This is a genomic window from Segatella asaccharophila, assembly GCF_054687055.1.
In genome coordinates, this window is record NZ_BAACAN010000003.1 from 36,377 (window position 1) to 60,291 (window position 23,915).

Annotated in this window: 22 protein-coding genes; 17 read left to right on the forward strand and 5 right to left on the reverse strand. The window is 48.4% G+C overall.

Going from position 1 to position 23,915, the window contains the following annotated elements; translation table 11 throughout:
- The first annotated feature begins 11 nt into the window (after positions 1-11).
- The 3 genes from ffh to ACYRYG_RS02465 all read left to right on the forward strand — a co-directional run bounded on the left by ffh (position 12) and on the right by ACYRYG_RS02465 (position 5,023).
- Positions 12-1,361 carry a signal recognition particle protein gene (ffh, locus tag ACYRYG_RS02455; protein ID WP_293425580.1) on the forward strand — a complete coding sequence of 450 codons (1,350 nt, stop codon included), beginning with the start codon at positions 12-14 and terminating at the stop codon, positions 1,359-1,361.
- Positions 1,362-1,365: 4 nt separating this feature from the next.
- Positions 1,366-2,244, forward strand: coding sequence for a bifunctional methylenetetrahydrofolate dehydrogenase/methenyltetrahydrofolate cyclohydrolase FolD (folD, locus tag ACYRYG_RS02460; protein WP_293419970.1), 879 nt, complete (start codon positions 1,366-1,368; stop codon positions 2,242-2,244).
- A gap of 169 nt (positions 2,245-2,413) precedes the next feature.
- Positions 2,414-5,023 (forward strand): alpha-L-arabinofuranosidase C-terminal domain-containing protein, encoded by a 2,610-nt coding sequence (locus tag ACYRYG_RS02465; RefSeq protein WP_460197498.1) that lies wholly within the window; start codon positions 2,414-2,416, stop codon positions 5,021-5,023.
- A 41-nt stretch (positions 5,024-5,064) separates the two neighbouring features.
- Here ACYRYG_RS02465 and cobC read toward each other — a convergent pair whose 3' ends face one another.
- The 4 genes from cobC to cobU all read right to left on the reverse strand — a co-directional run bounded on the left by cobC (position 5,065) and on the right by cobU (position 8,161).
- Positions 5,065-5,661, reverse strand: a complete 597-nt coding sequence (cobC, locus tag ACYRYG_RS02470; RefSeq protein WP_293419967.1) for an alpha-ribazole phosphatase family protein — start codon at positions 5,659-5,661, stop codon at positions 5,065-5,067.
- A gap of 3 nt (positions 5,662-5,664) precedes the next feature.
- Positions 5,665-6,459, reverse strand: coding sequence for an adenosylcobinamide-GDP ribazoletransferase (locus ACYRYG_RS02475; RefSeq protein ID WP_293419964.1), 795 nt, complete (start codon positions 6,457-6,459; stop codon positions 5,665-5,667).
- Between the two features lie 75 nt (positions 6,460-6,534).
- Positions 6,535-7,590, reverse strand: coding sequence for a nicotinate-nucleotide--dimethylbenzimidazole phosphoribosyltransferase (gene cobT / locus ACYRYG_RS02480; RefSeq protein ID WP_293423193.1), 1,056 nt, complete (start codon positions 7,588-7,590; stop codon positions 6,535-6,537).
- Positions 7,591-7,594: 4 nt separating this feature from the next.
- Positions 7,595-8,161, reverse strand: a complete 567-nt coding sequence (cobU, locus tag ACYRYG_RS02485; RefSeq protein WP_293423190.1) for a bifunctional adenosylcobinamide kinase/adenosylcobinamide-phosphate guanylyltransferase — start codon at positions 8,159-8,161, stop codon at positions 7,595-7,597.
- Positions 8,162-8,399: 238 nt separating this feature from the next.
- Here cobU and ACYRYG_RS02490 point away from each other — a divergent pair, with 238 nt between their 5' ends.
- The 6 genes from ACYRYG_RS02490 (at position 8,400) to ilvC (ending at position 16,165) form a co-directional block, all read left to right on the forward strand.
- Positions 8,400-9,590, forward strand: a complete 1,191-nt coding sequence (locus ACYRYG_RS02490) for an OmpA family protein (RefSeq protein WP_293420062.1) — start codon at positions 8,400-8,402, stop codon at positions 9,588-9,590.
- Positions 9,591-9,909: 319 nt separating this feature from the next.
- The gene (gene ilvD, locus ACYRYG_RS02495; protein ID WP_460197499.1) at positions 9,910-11,712 is read left to right on the forward strand and encodes a dihydroxy-acid dehydratase; all 1,803 of its coding nucleotides are present in this window, start codon (positions 9,910-9,912) and stop codon (positions 11,710-11,712) included.
- A 117-nt stretch (positions 11,713-11,829) separates the two neighbouring features.
- Positions 11,830-13,545, forward strand: a complete 1,716-nt coding sequence (ilvB, locus tag ACYRYG_RS02500) for a biosynthetic-type acetolactate synthase large subunit (protein ID WP_293423183.1) — start codon at positions 11,830-11,832, stop codon at positions 13,543-13,545.
- A 59-nt stretch (positions 13,546-13,604) separates the two neighbouring features.
- Positions 13,605-14,165 (forward strand): acetolactate synthase small subunit, encoded by a 561-nt coding sequence (gene ilvN / locus ACYRYG_RS02505; protein ID WP_293420071.1) that lies wholly within the window; start codon positions 13,605-13,607, stop codon positions 14,163-14,165.
- Entirely contained in the window at positions 14,155-14,925 is a 771-nt protein-coding gene (locus tag ACYRYG_RS02510; RefSeq protein WP_293420074.1) for an acyl-[acyl-carrier-protein] thioesterase, read from the forward strand. Before ilvN ends, ACYRYG_RS02510 begins: the two co-directional genes overlap by 11 nt.
- A gap of 190 nt (positions 14,926-15,115) precedes the next feature.
- Positions 15,116-16,165 (forward strand): ketol-acid reductoisomerase, encoded by a 1,050-nt coding sequence (gene ilvC / locus ACYRYG_RS02515; RefSeq protein WP_293420077.1) that lies wholly within the window; start codon positions 15,116-15,118, stop codon positions 16,163-16,165.
- Positions 16,166-16,281: 116 nt separating this feature from the next.
- Here ilvC and ACYRYG_RS02520 read toward each other — a convergent pair whose 3' ends face one another.
- On the reverse strand, positions 16,282-16,722 hold the full coding sequence (locus ACYRYG_RS02520; protein ID WP_293423180.1) for a hypothetical protein: 441 nt from the start codon (positions 16,720-16,722) through the stop codon (positions 16,282-16,284).
- 174 nt (positions 16,723-16,896) lie between these two features.
- On the opposite strand from ACYRYG_RS02520, the gene ACYRYG_RS02525 reads away from it, so the two are divergent.
- The 8 genes from ACYRYG_RS02525 to galE all read left to right on the forward strand — a co-directional run bounded on the left by ACYRYG_RS02525 (position 16,897) and on the right by galE (position 23,704).
- Complete coding sequence (locus tag ACYRYG_RS02525) at positions 16,897-17,316, forward strand: SoxR reducing system RseC family protein (protein ID WP_293425519.1); 420 nt, start codon at positions 16,897-16,899, stop codon at positions 17,314-17,316.
- Positions 17,317-17,346: 30 nt separating this feature from the next.
- Positions 17,347-18,246, forward strand: a complete 900-nt coding sequence (locus ACYRYG_RS02530; protein WP_293418714.1) for a Fe-S cluster domain-containing protein — start codon at positions 17,347-17,349, stop codon at positions 18,244-18,246.
- Positions 18,243-19,649 (forward strand): electron transport complex subunit RsxC, encoded by a 1,407-nt coding sequence (gene rsxC, locus ACYRYG_RS02535; protein ID WP_293428174.1) that lies wholly within the window; start codon positions 18,243-18,245, stop codon positions 19,647-19,649. Before ACYRYG_RS02530 ends, rsxC begins: the two co-directional genes overlap by 4 nt.
- A gap of 14 nt (positions 19,650-19,663) precedes the next feature.
- Positions 19,664-20,659 (forward strand): RnfABCDGE type electron transport complex subunit D, encoded by a 996-nt coding sequence (locus ACYRYG_RS02540; RefSeq protein ID WP_293418718.1) that lies wholly within the window; start codon positions 19,664-19,666, stop codon positions 20,657-20,659.
- 25 nt (positions 20,660-20,684) lie between these two features.
- Positions 20,685-21,368 carry an RnfABCDGE type electron transport complex subunit G gene (locus tag ACYRYG_RS02545; protein ID WP_293418720.1) on the forward strand — a complete coding sequence of 228 codons (684 nt, stop codon included), beginning with the start codon at positions 20,685-20,687 and terminating at the stop codon, positions 21,366-21,368.
- On the forward strand, positions 21,361-21,954 hold the full coding sequence (gene rsxE, locus ACYRYG_RS02550; protein ID WP_293418722.1) for an electron transport complex subunit RsxE: 594 nt from the start codon (positions 21,361-21,363) through the stop codon (positions 21,952-21,954). The genes ACYRYG_RS02545 and rsxE overlap by 8 nt, the downstream gene beginning before the upstream one ends.
- Positions 21,955-21,974: 20 nt before the next feature.
- Positions 21,975-22,577: an electron transport complex subunit RsxA gene (gene rsxA / locus ACYRYG_RS02555; RefSeq protein WP_293418724.1), complete on the forward strand. Its 603-nt coding sequence runs from the start codon at positions 21,975-21,977 to the stop codon at positions 22,575-22,577.
- A gap of 89 nt (positions 22,578-22,666) precedes the next feature.
- Positions 22,667-23,704 (forward strand): UDP-glucose 4-epimerase GalE, encoded by a 1,038-nt coding sequence (gene galE, locus ACYRYG_RS02560; protein WP_293418726.1) that lies wholly within the window; start codon positions 22,667-22,669, stop codon positions 23,702-23,704.
- Positions 23,705-23,915: the final 211 nt, after the last annotated feature.

Below are 23,915 nucleotides of genomic sequence, written 5' to 3' on the forward strand. Positions count from 1 at the left end.
AATTACTTGTTATGTTTGAAAATCTAAGCGACAGACTTGAACGCAGTTTCAAAATATTGAAAGGTGAAGGAAAGATCACCGAGATCAACGTTGCTGAAACGATGAAGGATATTCGCAGGGCATTACTGGATGCGGATGTCAATTATCGGGTAGCAAAGGATTTCACTAACCGCGTCAAGGAGAAGGCTTTGGGTATGAATGTGCTGACGGCCGTCAAACCCGGACAACTCATGGTCAAACTCGTTCATGATGAACTGGTGACACTCATGGGAGGAGAGGATGCTCCGTTCGTCCTGAAAAGTCATCCGGCAGTGGTGCTGATGAGTGGTTTGCAGGGTTCTGGTAAAACGACTTTCAGCGGGAAGCTGGCGCATTATCTGAAAACAAAGCAAGGGAAGAAACCGCTGCTGGTGGCTTGTGATGTCTACCGGCCGGCAGCTATCGACCAGTTGAAAGTTGTCGGTAGTCAGGTTGAAGTACCTGTCTATGCTGAGCCGGATAACAAGAATGTCAATACGATTGCGGATCATGCCATCCAGCAGGCGAAGACTGACGGGAATGATGTGGTGATCATTGATACGGCCGGTCGTCTGGCTGTCGATGAGCAGATGATGCAGGAGATCTCCAGCCTGAAAGATCACGTCAATCCTGATGAGACCTTGTTCGTGGTGGATTCCATGACGGGTCAGGATGCTGTGAACACGGCCAAGGAATTTAATGATCGTCTGGACTTTGACGGGGTGGTGCTGACTAAACTGGATGGTGATACGCGTGGCGGTGCTGCTCTTTCTATCCGTACTGTCGTCAGCAAACCGATCAAGTTTATCGGTACAGGAGAAAAACTGGATGCTATGGATGTTTTCCATCCATCCCGTATGGCTGACCGGATCCTGGGAATGGGAGACGTGGTCAGCCTCGTGGAGAGAGCTCAGGAGCAGTTTGATGAGAAGGAAGCCCTCAAACTCCAGAAGAAGATCCAGAAGAACCAGTTTGATTTCAATGATTTCCTGAAGCAAATCGAGCAAATCAAGAAGATGGGTAACCTGAAGGATCTTGCAAGCATGATTCCTGGTGTGGGTAAAGCCATACGTAATGTGGATATTGATGATAATGCCTTTAAAGGTGTAGAAGCAATTATCAGGAGCATGACGCCGAAGGAGCGTACTCATCCTGAGGTCCTGGATTCCAGCAGGCGCCGCCGTATTGCGATGGGTTCGGGAACGGATATCCAACAGGTAAACCGGCTGATCAAGCAGTTTGACCAGACACGCAAGATGATGAAAATGGTCACGGGTCCGAACATGGCTGGGATGGCAAGCAGGATGCAGGGTATGAAGATGCCGAATCTATCAAAAGAATAATAAAATGACTCTGATTGACGGAAAAGCTACAGCGACGGCTATTAAAGAGGAGATCGCGGAGAAAGTGAAGAAGATCATTGACAACGGGGGAAAGCAGCCTCATCTGGTAGCTGTGCTCGTAGGCCATGATGGTGGGTCGGAGACTTATGTTAAGAACAAGATGATTGCGTGCCAGGTTTGTGGCATCAAGTCTACGCTGATCCGTTATGAGGATGATGTTACTGAGGAGGAACTCCTTGCCTGTGTGGATCGTCTGAACAAAGACAAGGATGTGGATGGTTTTATTGTCCAGCTGCCCTTGCCTGAACAGATCGATGAGCAGAAGATCATTATGGCTATTGATTACCGTAAGGATGTGGATGGCTTCCATCCCATTAATGTCGGACGTCTGTCAATAGGCCTGCCTTGTTTCGTTTCCGCCACTCCGCTGGGTATACTGACATTGCTGAAGCATTATAATATCCGGACAAGTGGAAAGAAATGCGTCATTATCGGCCGCAGCAATATTGTTGGAAAACCGATGGCACAGTTGATGATGAATAAAAAATATGGTGACTGTACCGTAACGGTATGTCATAGTCATACGCAGGATATAGCCAGGGAGACAAGGGAAGCAGACATTCTCATTTCTGCCATTGGCAAACCTGATTTTGTAACTGCCTGCATGGTAAAGGAGGGAGCTGTAGTGATCGATGTAGGCACTACGCGTGTTCCTGATCCTTCCAGGAAGAGGGGGTATCACCTCAATGGTGATGTGAAATTTGATGAGGTCGCTCCCAAATGTTCGTATATCACTCCTGTTCCAGGAGGCGTGGGGCCGATGACCATCTGTTCCTTGATGAAGAACACCCTGGCAGCAGCCCAGAAAGAATACTATCGTTAAAGTTGAGACAATAAACACTTGATTTTTTATAACTCTCTAATTTGTTCGGGGCTGGACGCAGTGATGCCTCCAGCCTCTTTTAATTAGAGGCGTGAAGATTGAGGGTGGACCTGTCGAGGTATCCGTCCCTTACGGCCTGACGACCGGTAAGGGCTTAAATCTGAGAAATATGAAGAATAAGTTGCTCTTTTTGTTTGTGGCCTGTTTGTTGACTCTTTCCGGTAAGGCTCAGTCTTTACCTCTTTATACCATTACAGGGCGTGATACAACCGTTCAGATATTTCTTTATTCGCCTGGAATTTCCGAGGGACTTCATGCCGCTTATCTTGACGGCAACCAGAACTGGCAGGAGCTGGGACAGGTGTTGACCTGTGATTACGGGCCCTGGGGGTCAGGGAAGAAAATGTATACCCCTTTTGTCACAAAGGCCAATGACGGTTCGTGGCGTGCTTTATGGTCATTGGATCATCAGTCGCCGGCCTTTGCGGCAGCCTATTCCGAGGATTTGATCCACTGGCGTCCCCAGGATTACCCCGTCGTCCGGGAGCATGATGTGATGGCACCTGTAGCCTATCAGATGGATGATGGGAGCTGGGATATTTATTTTAAGACACCTCAGGGGAAACGATATGTGCATGCCTCAGATGATTTCCGGACTTTCGCCGAGGATACCCTGCAGGCAGTGGCGGATGATGTCCTCTGGCAGCAGGATACCGCTGTGGTCGGTGGGAAGGTGCGGTATGGCAACACCTTTGAGGTTCCGGCCGTGCATCTCCGTTATATGCAGAACTGGTTTCGGGCATTGGCACAGGATCAGGCCCTTTGCAGTGAGCGGATGAAAGATGACCGGCAGCGGTTTTCTGCCCTCGGGGATACCTTGAGATCGACTCTTGTCGTCGACCCGTTGAAGGTGCACCGGATCAGTAACCGGTTGATGGGCGTTTTCTTTGAGGACATCAATTCGGCAGCTGATGGCGGACTATATGCGGAAATGGTCCGTAACCGTGATTTTGAAGACCCCGGAAATCAGAAGAATGCATGGGCTGCTCACCCGGCGTGGAAACTTTACCGGATGGTCAGCAAGAAAGAGTTGGAAGAAGAGCCGTTGTCTCTGGTGACAGATCATCCTTTAAGTAAGCACAATCCTCATTATGTGGTACTTGGAAAGGATGAGGTCATAAGTAATTCCGGGTGGGACGGCATGCCGGTGAAGGCCGGTTTTTACGATTTCTCCTTTTTTGCCAATCAGATAGAAGGGGATAAAAATCAGATCGAGGTGTCTTTGATTTCCGATGACGGCACCATAGTTGCAAAGGATAAGGTGAAGTTGGAGGGGACCGGATGGAGACGTTATGCGTTATCCTTGAATACGGTCCCGAAAAAGAAAGAGGCTGTAGAGGCCGGTTACAAGAATTGCCATTTGCAACTCCTTGTCAAGAAGGAAGGGAAAGTGGGAGTTGATATGATCTCTCTCTTTCCTCATGATACTTACAAGGGACATGGAATGCGCAAGGACCTTGCTGAGACCATTGCGGCACTTCATCCTAAATTCATGAGGTTCCCCGGCGGATGTCTGGTCCACGGCCAGGGACTCTCCAATATTTACAGGTGGAAAGAGACTATCGGGCCGTGGCAAGATCGTGTGCCGGCTCCGAATATATGGAATTACCATCAGACCAGAGGACTGGGCTTTTATGAATTTTTCCAGTTCTGCGAAGATATTGGCGCAGAGCCACTGCCGGTAGTTGCTGCCGGTGTCTCCTGTCAGAACTCGCGCGCCGATGCAGACGGACTTGCCGGTCAGCAGGGAGGAATTCCGATGAAGGATATGCCTCAGTATGTTCAGGATGTGCTAGACCTGATCGAGTGGGCCAATGGGGATCCCGCCACATCTAAATGGGCTAAGATGCGTGCGGACGAGGGGCATCCTGCGCCTTTTCATCTCAAGATGATCGGAATCGGAAATGAAGATCTGATCTCGACAGTTTTCGAGAAACGTTATCTCATGATCTGCCAGGCGGTAAAGAAAGCCTATCCGGCCATAGAGGTGATCGGAACAGCAGGGCCCTTTCATGATCCTTCTTCTGATTATACGGAAGGATGGCGCTTTGCCAGGGCACATGCTGACTGCATAGATGCCGTGGATGAGCATTATTATGAGCGTCCGGGATGGTTCCTCCATCATCAGGACTATTATGATGATTATAGCCGGAAGTCTCCTGTGGTCTATTTGGGAGAATATGCTTCTCAAGGCCGTACAGTGGAAAATGCCCTGGCAGAAGCCGTATACCTTTGTAGCATTGAGCGGAATGCGGATGTTGTACAGATGGCTTCCTATGCTCCCTTGCTGTGCCGTAAGGGATATATGGACTGGAATCCTGATTTGATCTATTTTGATGGTACTTCGGTAGAGGTGACTCCCAGCTACTGGGTTCAGTACTTGTTTTCCAATTATTCAGGTGATCAGTATGTCTCGTCTCATCTTGATGTGGCTGCTCCGGTTGCTTATCGGATAGCTTCCAGTGTCGTAAGATCGTCAAAGACGGGTAGGGGATATATCAAACTGGTCAATGCTTCTCCCAAGACGGTGATCATGGATGTGAAGGGTGTTTCTCTGGTTGCCGGAAAAGAAGAGATGCAGTTGCAGGGTGATCCGTCTGACCGTCTTATCCATGTCCGTCGTGCCGGCGGTCTGCAGGACCAGGCATCTCCCGCCCAGATTCAGGGCCAGACAGTTATTCTCCCCCCGTATTCGGTGAACGTAGTAGACTGGAAATGACTTGCAGGAAAGGCTGAGCAGGCGGGACTTTCAAACAAGGATTAGATGTTGATTTCTTCTATTCCGCCGTAATTCGTCTCATGTTCGAAAGCATGCTCGGCGCTGAAAAGGCCACCGTAGATTCCTGCACAGATGAGTACTCCGCCATGGGCGAAAAGTGCAGCGTGCCGGTAAGGCTTTTTCTTTAACTCATCCAGAAAGGAACTGACGCGGGCATATAAGTCCGGGAATCCTTCCCCGCCGGTACAGGACAGGTGCATGTAGTCATCGTACCATTTGAGGATGAAGGGATCCGTCTTGGCGATGTCTTCGAATCGTTTCATCTCCCATGCTCCCATATTCATCTCTTTAAGCCGGTTGTCAATGGTGGCTTTTCCTAATTTCCTTCCCGGCCGTGCCGGAAATCCATCCGTGGAATAGCCACAGAAAGCGGCGAGTTTGCGGGCACGGGTGAGCGGAGAGGTGAACACGGCATCAAAGGAAGAAGGAATTCCTTCTTCTTTCATCAACTTTCCCAGTTGGCTTTTTGTTTCGGCTGCTTCCTGGGGGAAGGTCTCTGCCACCGGTACGTCTGCCCATCCGTAACACGTGCCTTTCGGCACTCCTACACGGGTATGTCTGATCAATATGACTTTCATAAACTATAATAGATTTTCTGTGACATAAAGACTGAGTTCGACAAGCAGGAAAAGTGCGCCACAACAGTCGCCTGTATAGCCGCCTATCTTTTTATAAAGAAGGAGATAGAGGAAATACATGATAAAGCATGGGACAAAAAGCAGGAGTTCCCACCCTGCAAAATGACTATAGTAGAGGAAGATTGCCATTGGGATAGCCCCCTGGAAGAAAAGGCTGAGACCTGCCGGGACGGAAAACTTACGGTAGACAACTTGGTTCTTGGCTTGTTCTACGGGTCTTGCATAAGGCAGCATCTGAATGATCTGTCCGGCAATCATCTTGGAGAAAGAGTCTGCTGCGACCACGAAGAGAAAGGTGTAGAGGTCTCCTCTGCTCCCTGTTATGTTAAGTAACAGGAAGAAGAAAAGCAGTTCATAGAAAAGGATTCCCAGTACTCCGTATGTGCCGATCTTGGAATCTTTCATGATGTCCAGGATCCGCTGCCTGTCGTTTCCCCCTCCAAACCCGTCAAGGAAGTCGGTCAGCCCGTCTTCATGCAGTGCTCCTGTAACCAGAATACGTACAATCATGGCTATCAGAACACTTATGGTCAGGGGCAGAAACTGTTTACACCCGATCAATGCTCCTCCCATCAGTGCTCCTGTCAGCCAGCCCACGAGAGGCCAGTGCTCGACTACTGTACGGTAGGCTGCCTTGGGGGGCTGGTGAATCCTCCAGAAAGGCAGACGTGTGAAAAAGATGAAGGCTGCCCAGATACGGTCAGTCCATTTGAGGTTACTGTCAATTGCTACTTTCATAAATGGTGGCTTGAATTCTTGATATGAATAATCTTGTGTTCTTCTCCTGTTCCGTGGCGGGGTGAGCTATGCCGGCTAAAAATATTTCGTGATATGTCCCTTCTCGAAGGAATTCATCTCATTGATCATACGTACGGCTGATTCGATGATCGGATAGGCACATAGTGCTCCTGTCCCTTCACCCAAGCGGAGCCCTAGGGAGAGAATGGGACGGGCGTGTAAAAGGTCTAACATCTTCCGGTGCCCTTCTTCGTCTCCGCAATGTCCGAACAGGGCATAGGGAAGTATATCCGGCTCCAGACGGGAAGCTCCCAGAAGGCAGGCCGTCATGATGAAGCCATCTATTAAAATGACCATTTTCAGTTCTGCTGCACGCAGCATGGCTCCTATAGCTCCGATCATTTCAAAGCCTCCGAAATAGCGCAGAACGGTAAGGGTTCTGTCCCGTCCTGATTCCTGATGTGTGTTGAGAAAGTGATCTATGGCTTGCTGAAGGATCTCCCTTTTATGTTCCGTTCCTTCCGTATTGAGTCCGGAACCGGCTCCGATACATTCGGAGAGGGGGAGATGACCGAACAGGGACATCCAGACGGAAGACGGGGAGGTGTTGCCGACTCCCATTTCTCCCATACTGATCACGTTGCATCCTTTTTCGTGGCAATTGTCTACGAGTTGTGCTCCTTTGTCGATTGCTTCATCAAACTGCTCCTCTGTCATGGCTGGGCCATAGAGGAAATCCTTGGTGCCGGAATCAACCTTATCATGGACGATTCCCTGGACCGTAGACAGATTATGGTCTACTCCCATATCTATGATCAGAAGATGAAAATGGTGTTGCCTGCAAAAAAGGTTGACACCGCCACCTCCGCGGGTGAAGTTGATCATCTGCTGCCAGGTAACCTCACGAGGGGTAGCACTGACACCTTCATGCTCTATGCCGTGGTCGCCGCCGAAAAGAAGATGGCAGGGATGGCTGAGGCATGGGGACAGCGTGTGTTGTATGAGGCCGATCTGCAAGGCCAGGTCTTCAAGGAATCCCATGGATCCTTTGGGCTTGTTCAGGTTGTCTATTTTTGCCTGGAGGGGTCGTCGTAATTGTTCGTTAGGGGGTTGAATATGAAAAGTGCGCATATTTTCAGGGTTTTTGATGAATGTTCCTTGTCGTATCACTCGTTCCTTTGATGTTCACGGGGATTCCAGAGATCATCAGGATGACAGTATCAGCCTTGGAGGCAACGTACTGGTTGAACCATCCCAGCAGATCGGTGAATCTTCGCTGCACCGGACTGTCGCTTGTTCCGCCACTCCCGATTTCGTTGGTGACGAAGATAAAAATAGCCTCTTGCCGGATGAAAGCATCAAATTCTGATTTGACTTCCTGAAGGACCTGATCTACAGAAGGCTGCTCCGTGGCCTCCTTCCGGCGGTCATAGAAGAAATTGGTACACCAGAGGGTGAGACAGTCGATGACTACCACCTTATTATTAATAAGATGGCGGGATAAGTGTTTTTCCTCTTCGATATTGGTCCAGTTGGGACCTCTGCGTTCCTGATGCCGCCTGACCCTCGCCCTGAATTCCTCATCCCAGATGTGAGCGGTGGCCATATAGACAGGAGAAGGGGACAGACTCAGGGCCAGTTGCTCTGCATACCTGCTCTTCCCGGAGCGCTGTCCGCCGGTAATTAAGATGATCTTTTTCATTAGACTTCAAAATTACAAAATTAATTTGAATGTAGGTCGTTTACGGAACAAAAAAGGGAAGGAACTCGGAGTTTTTGTATTTAATGCTGTAAAACATAAAATATTATCAAAAAAAATTGGAAGTTAAACATTTTTTTTATTACTTTGCACAAAGAATCTCCAGAATGGGGAACTACGAAGTGTGTAAAGGAGAGTAAAAAGGATAAATTTAAAAACTATTAATAAATTTTAGAGAGACATGAAAAAGTTAGTTTTATTGTTAGCTGCCGCAACGATGGCAGTTTCTGTATCGGCTCAGACTGTTACAGAGAGCAAGACTTTCGACAATTGGTATTTGGGTATTAATGGAGGTGCTGTAACGAAGACCACCGGTCATGCCTGGATGAAGGGTATGGATCCTAATGCAGGTATCCGTGTAGGCCGTTATTTCACTCCTGTATTCGGACTGGCTGCTGAAAGTAATGCGTATTTTTCCAACAAGCCTTATGCTTCTGCAAAGACAGGCGTCCGTTTCTTGAATACCAGTTTGCTGGCAACAATCAATTTCAGTAATTGGTTTGGCGGTTATAAGGGCGCTCCCCGGTTCTTTGAGGTGAGTGGTGTCTATGGCTTCGGCTGGGGTCATTCCTTTGGTAACGCTCAGGTTTATACCAGAGGTGCTAACAAGGCAAATGATTTCAACTTCGTTGCTGATCATGGAATCAACAGCCACCTGGATAACATCAGCTCTAAACTGGGTCTTGACTTCCAGTTTAACCTCGGTCAGGCTAAAGCTTGGCAGATTTATGTTGAGCCGGCTATTATCTATGCTTTGAACGGTGATGGTTATGATGGCGCTGCTTATAATGTAAATCGTTCTTTCGTTCAACTGAACGCAGGTTTGATCTACAAGTTTAAGAACTCTAACGGTACTCATAACTTCGCTATCGCACAACTTCGTGATCAGTCAGAGATCGATGGTCTGAATTCACAGATCAACAATCTTCGCAGCAGCTTGAACGACAAGGACAACCAGTTGTCTGCTAAGGACAAGCAAATCGAAGATCTGCAAAATGCTCTGAATGCTCGTCCAAAGTATGAGAAACCAGCTACTGCTACTAATCTGCAGCCGACCGTTCTTTTCCGTCAAGGCAAGAGTATCATTGATCCTGCACAGTATGCTCCGATCGAGTTGATCTCTAAGTACATGAAGGATAATAAGGATGCCAATGTTGAGATCAAGGGTTATGCTTCTCCTGAAGGCAGCAAGGAATTCAACCAGAAACTTTCTGAGCTCCGTGCTGAAGCTGTCAAGAAAGCGCTTGTTAAAAAATATCATATTGCAGCCAGCCGTCTGACTACAAAGGGTATGGGCGAAACAGACAAACTCTTCAAGCAGATTGAGTTCAACCGTGTTGCTACTTTCAATGATAACAATGCAGCAGAATAAAGATTAACCGTCAGGTTAGTCTGATAAGGGAGTCCCGATATTCATCATGAATATCGGGACTTTTTTGTTTTAGGCATTTCGCATTTTCCCTTTCCCTGCTTTTATACTGTCGTTTCTTTCTGATTGTTTTGCCTGGCCCTGGGGAAAAAGGGGAGTGACTGAGGATTGTAAATTTATACTACAATAATTTAATTTGTTACTTTTCCGTGTATTTCTCTTTCGGATTTGATTTATTTTTAAATTTATTTATTGTAATAGTTGGCTATTATTCAAAAACTCCTTATCTTTGCAAGAGAATTATTGTAAGATACAGGAGATTATGAAACATCAGTTAAGGAGTGCTGTCTGTACTGAAGGCAGAAGAATGGCAGGAGCGAGAGCGCTCTGGGTAGCCGCAGGTATGAAACCAGAGCAGTTTGGTAAACCTATTATTGCTATTGTGAATAGTTTCACACAGTTTGTGCCTGGTCACACCCATCTGCATGAAATCGGTCAGTTAGTCAAGAAAGAAATAGAGTCGCTGGGATGCTATGCCGCAGAATTTGATACGATTGCCATTGACGATGGTATCGCCATGGGGCATGACGGTATGCTCTATTCATTACCCTCACGGGATCTGATTGCTGATTCAGTGGAATATATGGTGAACGCACATAAGGCAGATGCCATGATCTGTATTTCCAATTGCGACAAGGTTACTCCAGGAATGCTGATGGCAGCCATGCGATTGAATATTCCTACAATATTCTGTTCCGGAGGACCCATGGAAGCAGGACGCTGGAAGGGAGAAAATTCGGATCTGATCACGGCCATGATCGGAGGGGGTGATCCTTCATGCAGCGATAAGGATCTGGCCAAGATCGAACAGACCTGTTGCCCGGGCTGCGGATGCTGCTCAGGGATGTTCACAGCCAACTCGATGAACTCTCTCACGGAGGCTATCGGACTCGCTCTTCCCGGGAATGGGACGGTCCTTGCTACACATAAGAATCGTATCCGGTTGTTCAAGGATGCTGCCCGTCAAATTGTCAAGAATGCCTATTCTTATTATCGGGATGGCGACGATAGCGTGTTGCCGCGCAATATTGCTACACGTGATTCTTTTCTCAATGCCATGACCCTCGACATCGCCATGGGAGGCAGTACGAACACCGTTCTCCATTTGCTGGCTGTTGCCCAGGAAGGTGATGTCAATTTCAGGATGTCTGACATTGACCAGTTGAGCCGTAAGGTCCCCTGTATCTGTAAACTCGCTCCTAATACCCAGAAATATAGTGTCCAGGAATGTAACCGGGCAGGAGGAATCCTGGGTATTCTCAATGAGCTCGATAAAGGAGGGCTGATCAACGGGAAAGTAAAGCGGGTGGACGGAACAACTCTCGACAAAGAGATGAGACAGTATGATATTACCGGTAAAGAGATCGATCCTGATGCCAGCCGCATCTATCATAGTGCACCGGCACATCGGTTCTCTACGGTCATGGGCAGCCAGGATACTCAATGGGAAAGTCTTGATACGGACCGTGCCAATGGCTGTATCCGTGATCTGAAGCATGCTTATACTAAAGATGGCGGACTGGCAGTACTCTTTGGCAATATTGCCCAGAATGGCTGTGTCGTGAAGACTGCCGGGGTGGCTCCTGAACTGTGGCATTTTGAAGGCCCTGCCGTATGCTTTGACAGTCAGGAAGATGCTTGTGCGGGAATCCTGGGTGGAAAAGTTAAAGCTGGTGACTGTGTCGTGATTACCCATGAGGGGCCAAAGGGTGGCCCGGGAATGCAGGAAATGCTTTATCCTACCTCTTATATCAAGAGTCGTCATCTGGGGAAAGAATGTGCGTTGATTACCGACGGGCGTTTTTCCGGGGGGACGTCAGGGTTGAGCATCGGGCACATCTCTCCTGAGGCTGCTTCCGGAGGGAATATTGGAAAACTTAAGGATGGCGACCTCATCGTCATTGATATTCCCGGAAGGAGCATTAATGTAAAGTTGACGGAGGAGGAATTGAATGCTCGTCCTCAGCAACCGTTAAAGCGCCATCGCATTGTATCCAAAGCACTGAAAGCTTATGCCCAGAGTGTTGCCTCCGCTGATAAGGGAGGTGTCAGGGTGATAGAGTGAAGGATCGTTTATGCTTGATATACTGATCGGTAGGAGCGTATCATGAAGTAAATATACAATAGGTGAATCATGCAGAAGTGTTTGATATTTGTTTAAGTAGAGAGAAAGAGATTGATTATGGGAAAAGAGACTATTACTGGTTCAGAGGCATTGATGCGCTCTCTTCGTCTTGAAGGAGTAGAAACTATCTTTGGCTATCCTGGAGGAAATATTATGCCGGTTTATGATTCCGTGTATACTTATACAAGAGGAGAGGAAAAATGTTTTAATCATATTCTGGTCCGTCATGAACAGGCTGCAGCTCATGCTGCTGAAGGGTTTGCACGTGTGAGCGGAAAGGTTGGGGTATGTCTGGTGACCAGTGGCCCTGGAGCTACAAATACGCTTACAGGGATTGCTGATGCGATGATGGATTCTACTCCGATTGTTGTGATTGCCGGTCAGGTAGGTATCGGAGTTCTAGGTACGGATGCCTTTCAGGAGGTCGATCTTGTGGGGGTCGCCCAGCCGATCACCAAGTGGGCTTATCAGATCCGCCGTGCTGAAGATGTGGCATGGGCCGTCAGCCGGGCTTTCTATATAGCCCGTTCCGGCCGTCCTGGACCTGTGGTCCTGGATTTTCCGAAAAATGCTCAGACCGGCCAATGTGAATGGAAACCGGTGGAGGTGGAGAGTGTCCGTTCCTATCGCCCTTATCCCCGATTGAATGAGGAGGATGTCCGTAAGGCTGCGGAGCTGATTGACCATGCTGAGAAACCTTTTGCATTGGTCGGCCACGGGGTCGAACTTGCCGGTGCACAGAAGGAGTTGGTCGATTTTCTGGAGAAGGCTGACATCCCTGCAGGAAGGACCTTGCTCGGCCTGTCGGCATTACCGAGTGACCATCCGCTGGATATGGGCATGCTCGGTATGCATGGTAATTATGCTACAAATATGAAAACGCAGGAGTGTGATGTCCTCATCGCCATCGGGATGCGCTTCAGTGACCGGGATACCGGGACGCCTTCTTCTTATGCCAGACAGGCGAAGATTATCCATCTGGATATAGACAAGTCTGAAATCAACAAGAATATTCCGGTTGATGTTCCGGTCATCGGAGACTGTAAGGAGTCGCTCCCTGCTCTCACAAAACTGCTGCATAAGCGGAGTCATGCCGCCTGGCGTGAATCTTTCCACAAATATGCCGTGGAGGAGCGGGAAAAGGTCATCGAACCTGATATTCATCCGAAGGATGGACCATTGCTCATGGGGGAAGTGGTCAATGTGGTAGCCGAGCAGACGAATGGTGAAGCTGTCCTGGTAAATGATGTCGGCCAGAACCAGATGATCTCCAGCCGTTATTTCAAATACAAGCGCTCGCGGTCCATCGTGACCAGTGGTGGTTTCGGAACCATGGGCTTCGGACTGCCTGCTGCGGTGGGAGCTGCCTTCGGCGCACCTGACCGTACTGTCTGTTGCTTCATGGGTGACGGCGGCCTCCAGATGAGCATCCAGGAGTTAGGTACGATCATGGAGCAGCAGGTGCCAGTGAAGATGATCCTGCTGAATAATAATTATCTGGGTAATGTCCGCCAGTGGCAGGATCTGATGTTCCACCATCGTCATTCTTTTACCAGAATGCTCAATCCGCATTATCAGGAAATTGCAGCAGGCTATGGTATCGCTTATGATGTGGTCATTGACCGGAAGGATCTTAAGGAAAAGGTGGGGAAGATGCTGTCGACGAAAGGCCCTTACCTGCTGGAGTGTGCCATTAAGGAGGAGGAGAACATCGTGCCGATGATTCTTCCCGGAACGAGCGTGGACCAGATGAAACTGATCCTGGATTGCTGAGGGAGCAGACTTTAACAGATGGAATAGAATCGGTAAGTTGGACTTTAAGAGCAGAGAAAATGGATAGTCATAAGAAATTATATACATTATTAGTTTATTCAGAGAACATTGCCGGTATCTTGAATCAGATTACGGCCGTTTTCACGCGCCGCCAGGTAAATATCGAAAGTTTGAATGTTTCTGCCAGCAGTGTCAGGAACATTCATAAATATACTATTACGGCGTGGAGTGATGAAGAACAGATCAGTAAGATTACAAAGGCCATAGAGAAGATCATTGATGTCTTGAAGGCAGACTATTATCTGGATGATGAACTCTTCATCCATGAGGTTGCCCTTTATAAGATTTCTTCTTCCGTATTGCTCGATAATCCTGAAGTGTCCCGGACAATCCGCCGTCATGATGCACGGATGATGGAGGTGAACCCTACTTACAGCACCGTCCTTCTGGCCGGACTGACGGAAGAGATCACTGATCTGTTCCATGCGTTGGATGGTTTTGGCTGTCTCTTACAGTATACCCGTAGTGGTAGGATCGCTGTCACACGGAGTTTCAAGGAACCTATTTCAGATTATCTTAAGGATTGCGGGAAGGAAGGAGAGGATACGTATGGTGAATAATCAGGCTGGAGAATATAATTTTATCGCTGAGGAATTCCATAGTGATTTTACGCATCATCTTTTCTGGGGTGAACTGGGGCAGGAGCTGCTCAATTCTTCCGATTATCATAGCAGTGAGCACGGCTTTGGAATGGACTTCATGAATAGCATCCACCGTACGTGGGTGCTGAGTCGTCTGGTGATCGAGATGCAGGATATGCCGATGGTGAATCAGAAATATACCGTGGTGACATGGGTGGAAAGCGTCCTGCGCTCATTTTCGTGCAGGAATTTTGCCATTATCGACACGCTGTCTCACAAGGTGTATGGCTATGCCAGAAGTATTTGGGCTGTCATTGATACCCGGACAAGGGAGCCTGTAGATCTCAAAACGATTCATGAGGATGATATTTTACAGTATATCAATAAGGATAAGGTGTGCCCGATAGCTAAACCTTCCAGGGTGCAGGTAAAGGATGATACCGTTAAGGTACGTACGGTCAATACCTATTATAGCGATGTGGATGTCAACGGTCATATTAACAGTATTCGCTATATTGATCATATCCTGGATCTTTTCGATCTGGACTATTATCGCCGGAATACGCTGAAACGCTTTGAGATCGCATACGTGGCGGAAAGCCATCAGGGGGACCAACTGAATATCTACCGGAAAGATGAGGGTGAGGGTATCTATTCTTTTAAAGTCACGAAAACGGAGCCGATGTCTTCTAAGGAAATCGAGGTTGTAAGAAGCAAGGCTACTTTTATAAAAAAGTGATACAAAATTTTGCCATTTCATTTTAAATCATTACCTTTGCAGTCAATAAAGGAAATGTTAATGAGTTTGAGGGAAGGAGATGTATCTCTCTTCCTGAATGTCGGACTTGATAGATAAGAGAGATTTAATTTTATAGAGATTTAATCGTTCAACAGCGGTCTGTGTTGGCCGCATAAAAAAAATTAGCAATATGGCACAAATCAATTTCGGTGGCGTTGTAGAGACAGTGGTCACCAACAAGGAATTTTCATTGGAAAAAGCACGTGAAGTTTTAAAGAATGAAACGATTGCAGTCATTGGCTACGGCATTCAAGGTCCTGGTCAGTCTTGTAATTTGCGTGACAATGGTTTCAATGTCATTGTTGGTCAGCGTCCTGGTCGTTCTTATGAGAAAGCCAAAGCCGATGGTTGGGTTCCGGGAAAGACGTTATTTTCAATTGATGAGGCAGCAAAGAAGGGTACTATCCTCTGCATGCTCCTCTCTGATGCTGGTCAGATCGCACAATGGCCTGACATTAAGAAAAACCTGACAAAGGGTAAGGCGCTTTACTATTCTCATGGTTTTGCAATCAACTGGCAGGACCGCACGGGCGTAGTTCCTCCCAAGGACGTTGATGTCATTATGGTTGCTCCTAAAGGTTCCGGTACGTCTCTGCGTACAATGTTCCAGGAAGGTCGTGGCCTGAACTGTTCATACGCTGTGGAGCAGGATGCTACCGGTAAGGCTGAAGACAGGGTTCTGGCTATGGGTATTGGCATCGGTTCCGGCTATCTGTTCAAGACTACTTTCCAGCGTGAGGCTACTTCTGACCTTACGGGTGAGCGGGGTGCTTTGATGGGAGCTATAGAGGGACTTCTTGAAGCTCAGTACAATGTGCTTCGTGAGCATGGACATTCTCCTTCGGAGGCTTTCAATGAGACCGTCGAGGAGTTGACACAGAGCCTTGGCCCGTTGTTTGGCGCTAAAGGTATGGATTGGATGTATGCTAACTGTTCTACCACAGCACAGCGTGGCGCTCTTGATTGGGCTCCCCGTTTCCGTGATGCCATCCATCCAGTAATGGAGTGGCTGTACCTCTCTGTAAAGAGTGGCGTAGAAGCTCAGATTTCTATTGACAGTAATTCTCAGCCTGATTATCGTGAAAAGTTGAACAAGGAATTGAAGGCTATGCACGATATGGAGATGTGGCGTACGGGCGAAACGGTACGTAAGCTCCGTCCTGAGAATGGTGACAAATAATCTTGTATTTGAGATAAACTTATTTTTTCTCGTACATCATGTTGTGGAGGATTGAGTCCGTGAGGACTCAATCCTCCTTTTTTGTTCTCATCGTATGGACTATAGGGCAGATGATCCTATTCCTTCATCAGGTGCTTAAAAAAATTGTCAAGGTCTTTGTCCAGGCCCGGCATCACGTCTCCTCCGATGATAACGGTATCGTCATCTGCCACGTACAGCTCTGCCACGTTCTCTTTATCCTCATTCTCAAGGACAAAACTGTAGGGCTTCATGATACTCAGATGGTCTACGACACAGGCATGTTTCTTAAGTTCGGAACGGAGCAGCTCTGCGACTTTTTCATAGAAGTCTTCATCATTGTTGTCTATCCACTGTTCCACTACACAGCGTGTGATCTCATTCTCATCATCGTCGAAAGCCCGTAATTCCCCGCTTTCCTGATAGGCCCGTACATGAATGTCCGTTAACAGGACAGCCTCTTCCGTAGGAGGAAATTTCTGAGCTATTTTGTTGATAAAACGTTCAACTTGCAGAATAGTTTGTTCCGTTGCTTTCATAATGATTGGCTTTGATAAATTCATACAAAGATAAGAGATTTCCTTGAAAAGGACAACGCTCATAAGGTTTTTTTTACAAAAAAAAACTTTTTCTTGTTTCTTTGTGAGATTTATGTTACCTTTGCACTATTACTATTAGGTTTGCAAATTACTTAAACAGTCAACATTAGAATAATGACCGGGAAAATCACTCATACGGGAATAATAGATTCCATTGAGGGGAATCGTATACATGTGCGTATTCTGCAGGCTTCTGCTTGTGGGGCATGCCGGATTGCGGGTCATTGTAATGCCTCTGATGTCCGTGAGAAATACATTGATGTGTGGGATCCTCATGCTTCTGGACACCGTGATGGGGAGCAGGTGGTGATCAGCACGGACGGACAGACGGCAAAGCGGGCTACTGTAATCGCTTATGTCATCCCTCTGTTCCTCATGGTGGTAACCTTGATCCTGGTATTGAAGTTGTCCCATAGTGAGGGGGCTGCGGCACTGGCGGGGGTGGGCATCCTGATTCCCTACTATCTGGTGCTCTTTCTTCTAAGAAGGAAGATTTCATCTGAGGTGCGGTTCCAACTTGAAAAGGGTCACTGAAACAAATCTGAAAATATAACTGAAGATACTATGAACATGATTTTAAGTGCTGTTCTGGTCCTGGGAGCCATTGCCTTGATCGCTGCGGTGATCTTGTATTTCGTTTCCAGAAAGTTTACCGTGCAGGAGGATCCTCGGACGGAACAGGTCACAGACTTGCTGCCGGGAGCCAACTGTGGTAACTGTGGTCAGACCAGTTGTGCGGCAATGGCGAAAGCTCTTGTCAATGGAGCCGGGAAAGGTTCAATAAGCGGACTTTATTGCCCTGTCGGGGGTGAGCGGGTGATGACTCGGATAGCGGATCTTCTGGGGATGACCGTGTCGGCTAAAGATCCTATGGTAGCCGTTGTCAGATGTAACGGTACTTGTGAACACCGGCCCCAGGTGGCTGTCTATGATGGTCTGCGTACGTGTGCTGCCATGGATGCCTGCGGCCGCGGGGAGACGGGGTGCAGCTATGGCTGTCTGGGTTGTGGGGATTGTGTCGCCGCCTGTTCGTTTGACGCGATCCATATCAATCGTGAGACCGGCCTGCCTGAGGTTGACGAAGACCGCTGTACAAGTTGTGGGGCGTGCGTGAAAGCGTGTCCGAGAAATATCATTGAACTTCGCAAGAAGGGGCCTAAGGGCCGCCGTATCTATGTGCAGTGTGTCAACAAGGATCCGGGCAGACTGGCCAGGGCGGTGTGCTCGGTGGCTTGCATCGGCTGCGGCAAATGCCAGAAGGTCTGTCCTTTTGATGCGATCACTATTATAGATCATTTGAGTTATATCGACTTTGACCGGTGCCGGCTCTGTACAAAATGCGTGGAGGTATGTCCTACCGGTGCGATCGTCAAGGTTAATTTTCCGATACCTCGCCAGCATGCGAATACAGAAAAGGTGTCCATGTCAAAACAGTCAGAAAACCGGGAGGATGCAAAAGCATGAAATTATATACTTTTAAAATTGGGGGTGTTTACCCTGATGAAAACAAACTTACGGCAGAGTGCCCCGTGAAGAGGGCTGCATTGCCCCAGAGGGCTGTTTTCCCTCTGAACCAGCATATCGGCGCGTTGGCCCGGCCTGTGGTACGGAAGGGCGACAAGGTCAAGGTGGGAACCCTCCTCGCTGAAGCCGGCGGCTTCGTCAGTGCTCCGGTCTATAGCTCTGTCTCGGGAACAGTCATAGATATCGCCAAGGCTATCGATGCTACCGGGTATCTGCAGCCGGCTGTCATGGTGCAGACGGAAGGGGATGAGTGGGAGCCTGGCATTGACCGTAGTGACCGGTTGGAGAAACTTGAGGATCATCCGGAACTCACTCCTGAGATCATCATGGGCCGGATTCAGAAGGCAGGGGTGACCGGGATGGGGGGCGCCAGTTTCCCTACGATGGTCAAGTTGAATCCTCCCGCCGGCACAAAGGCTGAATGTATCATCCTCAACGGGGTGGAATGTGAACCTTATATTACTTCTGATTACCGTCTGATGATGGAATATCCGGATGAACTGCTTGTAGGACTTGATCTGCTGATGAAGGCCGCGATGGTGCAGAAAGGATACATTGGCATCGAAGAGAATAAACCTGAAGCGATCCGGCTGCTGGAGGAAAAGACGGCCGGTGATCCCCGTATCAAGGTCGTTCCTCTCACCAGGAAATATCCGCAGGGGGGAGAAAAGCAACTCGTCGATGCTGTGCTTCACCGTCAGATTCCTGCTCCTCCCGCCCTTCCTGTACATGTAGGAGCGATCGTCCAGAATGTCGGTACAGCCATGGCGGTCTATCAGGCGGTGATGAAAAACAAGCCGCTCATAGAGCGTCTGACGACGGTTACGGGAAAGGGCATCGCTCATCCCTGTAATTTCCAGGTCAGACTGGGAACCTCGTTCCGCCAGTTGATTGAGGCTTGCGGAGGTTTGCCTGAGGGAGACAACAAGGTCCTGGCGGGCGGCCCGATGATGGGGAAATCGGTCGTCTCCCTTGATGTCCCCATCTGCAAGGGTACGAATGCCATTACCGTCCTCAGTGGTGAGGATGCTCACAGGAAGGACCCCCAGCCCTGCATCCGTTGCGGAAAATGTGTGTCGGTATGTCCGATGGGACTGGAGCCTTATCTCCTGGCTACCCTTTCTGCATTGAAGCATTATGACCGTCTGGAAGGCGAAGAGATAACGAGTTGCATATCCTGTGGCTCGTGCCAGTATACGTGTCCGTCTCACCGTCCTCTTCTGGACTATATCTCACAAGGCAAGAAAGTGGTCATGGGATATATCAAGGCACGTACTGCCCGGCCCTCTAAAAAGGTTGAAGCAGCACCCGGGACCACCGGTTCATCATCCGTTATTTCTTAGTATTTTATCATCAAATGGGAAAATTAATCGTATCGCTTTCGCCTCATGCTCATGGCAGTGACAGTGTAGAGAGGAATATGTATGGGGTGGTCATCGCACTGATCCCTGCCATCATCGTGTCACTGGTTTATTTTGGGGTGGGCTCTGCAGTCGTCTTGTCAACGAGCGTGGCCTCCTGTGTATTCTTCGAGTGGGCAATTTCTAAATATATCCTGAAGACAAAACCTTCTCTCTCTGATGGTTCTGCCATCGTGACTGGACTGTTGCTGGCCATGAACCTGCCCAGCAATCTGCCGTTGTGGATTATTCTGATCGGTTCACTCGTTGCCATAGGTATTGGAAAAATGACTTTCGGAGGACTTGGCAACAATCCTTTTAATCCGGCATTGGTGGGCCGTTGTTTCCTCCTGGTGAGTTTTCCGGCGCAGATGACCTCCTGGCCCGTGGCCGGCCAGTTGACTTCATATCTTGATGCCAAGACCGGCGCTACGCCGCTCGCCCTCATGAAGCATGCCATCAGGGCGGGAGATCCGTCGATCCTCCGACAGCTGCCTTCAGCTGCCCAGATGCTGCTTGGGACCAATCCGAACCTCGGCCTGGGATCCATCGGTGAGGTCTGTGCGGCGGCGTTGCTCCTCGGGCTGGCTTATATGCTTTGGAAGAAAGTCATTACCTGGCATATCCCCGTATCCATCATCGCCACAGTCTTTGTCTTTTCAGGACTGCTCCATCTGGCCAATCCTGTCTATGCAGACCCGTTGTCCGAGATCCTGAGTGGTGGCTTAATGCTTGGGGCCATCTTTATGGCGACCGATTATGTCACCTCTCCCATGACACACAGGGGACAGGTCATTTACGGCATTGCTATCGGCTTTCTCACCGTGGTCATCCGTGACTGGGGGAGTTATCCGGAAGGTATGTCCTTCGCGATCCTCATCATGAACGCGTTTACTCCGCTCATCAACCACTATATCAAACCCAGACGCTTTGGGGAGGAATTGGTTAAGTGACCTTACAAGAAAAGAAGGAACGAATATGAAAAAGATAAAGTCATCATTAAAGAACATGGTGCTGGTCCTGGTGGGGGTCTGTATTGTCATCGGCTGCCTGCTGGCCTTTGCCAATCAGATCACAAAAGGTCCTGTCGCCCGGAAATCACAGAAACTCCTCCAGGCGGGGATCATGACGGTAATGGGGGGAAACTGCCAGGTGGCTTCCACAGATACGGTCCGGCAGAACATGGAGGGCAAGGAGTTGTCTTTTGTCATCCATAATACGACACGGAACGGGGAACCATACGGAGCAGCCGTGGAGGCTCAGTCTAATAGTTTCGGAGGTCCTTTGAAGGTCCTGGTCGGCTTTGATACGAAAGGAAAGATCCTGGGGTATACCGTCCTGAAAACTTCAGACACTCCCGGACTGGGAGCAAAGGCCGGACAATGGTTCCAGAAGGGAGCGAAGGGAGATATTATCGGTAAGACCCCTGGAAGCAGCGGACTGTCGGTGAGCAAGGATGGCGGGACGGTGGATGCGATCACGGCTTCTACCATCACCAGCCGGGCTTTTCTGAAGGCGGTCAACGAGGCCTATGAGGCTTATCTGAGCCGAAACTGTGATGCGCATACGGGATCTTCACCTAAAAACAAGAAGGTCATGGATGAGAAGAAAGAAAGGGGAGCGGAAAATGTGCAACGGACAAGAAAGGAGAAATATGAGTAACTTGAAGATATTTTTAAATGGGCTCATCAAGGAAAACCCGACTTTTGTCCTTTTCCTGGGAATGTGCCCTACACTGGCGACGACGACGAGTGCCATTAATGGCCTTTCCATGGGACTGTGTACGATGGCGGTCCTTGTCTGTACTAATTTCGTCATATCCTGCATCAAGGATATTACTCCTGACCAGGTGCATATCCCTGTATTCATCGTGGTCATCGCAGCTTTTGTGTCTATTCTCCAGATGTTCATGTCTGCCTATGCTCCGGAAGCCATCAATAAAGCTCTTGGAATCTATATTCCTTTGATCGTAGTCAACTGTATCATCCTGGGACGTGCAGAGAGTTTTGCCTGCAAGCATACTCCGGTCGCCAGTATTTTTGACGGACTAGGCATCGGTCTGGGATTTACTTTGGCACTGACCATCCTCGGATGTATCCGTGAATTTTTCGGCGCAGGCTCTCTGTTCGGCATTCATCTCCTTCCGGACGTCACGAACATCATCCTTTTCGTGCTCCCTCCCGGCGCTTTCCTCTCATTGGGCTATCTGGTAGCAGTGATTAACAGAGTAAGGTCTCGTAAGGGCTGAAACGATAAAAACGAACAATCATGGAATATTTATTGATATTCATTTCCGCGATATTTGTCAATAATATCGTCCTGTCGCAGTTTCTGGGTATCTGCCCTTTTCTGGGCGTTTCCCAGAAAATAGATACGGCAATCGGCATGGGCGCCGCCCTTGCCTTTGTGCTGACACTGAGTACGATCATTACGTGGCTGCTCCAGACTTATGTCCTGAATCCGATGGGACTGCAGTATCTCCAGACACTGGCTTTCATCCTCGTGATCGCAGCATTGGTGCAGATGGTTGAGATCATCCTCAAGAAAGTCAGCCCGTCCCTCTACCAGGCTTTGGGAATCTATTTGCCTTTGATTACGACCAACTGCTGTGTCCTGGGGGTAGCCATCCTCGTGATCCAGAAAGACTATAATCTGCTGGAGAGTGTCGTCTATGCCTTTTCTACGGCACTGGGCTTCGCCTTGGCGCTCATCGTCTTCGCGGGTATCCGGGAACAACTGTCACTGGTGAAAATCCCGAAGGGGATGAGGGGCATGAGTATTGTCCTGGTGACTGCCGGATTACTGGCTTTATCCTTTATGGGATTCAGCGGGTTGGAAGGCGGACTGCGTGTCCTGTTTGGGCTGAACTGATTTTTTTGTAGTTTTTTGGTCAAAGTACTTCAGAGATTAAATAATTTGTGTATCTTTGTCCTATTAACTAATGCTATTAATTTAAAGAGATGAAACAGACAATTTTAGTAACGGGTGGTACAGGTTTTATCGGATCGCATACGACCGTAGAATTACAGAAAGCTGGTTATCAGGTAGTTATTGTGGATGATCTTTCCAATTCTAAGTTGGAAGTACTTGATGGTATCGAGAAAATCACGGGTGTCCGTCCGGCCTTCGAGCAGGTGGACCTTCGGGATAAGGAGGCTACGGAGGGTGTTTTTAAAAAATATCCGGCCATTGAAGGTATTATCCACTTCGCTGCCTCGAAAGCAGTAGGTGAGAGCGTACAGAAACCTTTGTTGTACTATCGTAATAATATTGTTTCTCTTCTCAATATCCTGGACCTGATGCCGAAGTACCAGGTCAAGGGGATCATTTTCTCTTCCAGTTGTACCGTTTATGGCCAGCCCAAAGCTGAGAATCTTCCCGTTACGGAGGATGCTCCTCATCAGAAGGCCACCTCACCTTATGGGAATACGAAGGAGATCAATGAGCAGATCATTTATGATGATATTCACAGTGGCGCGCCCATCAAGAGCATTGTCCTGCGGTATTTCAATCCTATCGGCGCTCATCCTTCTGCCTTGATCGGCGAGCTCCCTAATGGTGTTCCGGCTAACCTGATCCCCTATGTGACACAGACGGCCATGGGCATACGGAAGCAGTTGACAATCTTCGGTAATGACTACAAGACTCCTGACGGGACCTGCATCCGTGATTATATCTATGTCGTAGACCTGGCCAAGGCTCATGTGGCTGCCATGGCCCGTGTACTGGATAAGGATACGGCACCGATAGAGTATTTTAATATCGGTACGGGCAAAGGGGTTTCTACATTGGAAATCGTAAAGGCTTTCGAGAAGGCTACGGGGGTGAAACTGAATTGGAAATTTGGCCCTCGTCGTGAAGGTGACATTGAGGCAATATGGGGAGACTGTACAAAAGCCAATCGTGTCCTGGGATGGAAGGCGGAGACTCCGCTGGAGGATGTGATGGCGAGTGCCTGGAAATGGCAGAAGAAACTGCGTGAAGACGGAATCATGTGATTCCTGTCAGGTAGGGAAGAGCATTTCCTGAAAATAAAAATACTCTGTAAGCAGAATCATTATCTTGTTTACAGAGTATTTTTTTTAGAGAGCGAAATAGGTAGGAATTAACCCGTTGGCGAAATCAGACATGAAGAAGAAAACACATTAAGGAGTTGTACATAATCGTCTTCATAAAAAATAATAATAATAACCCATTATGACCAAAACG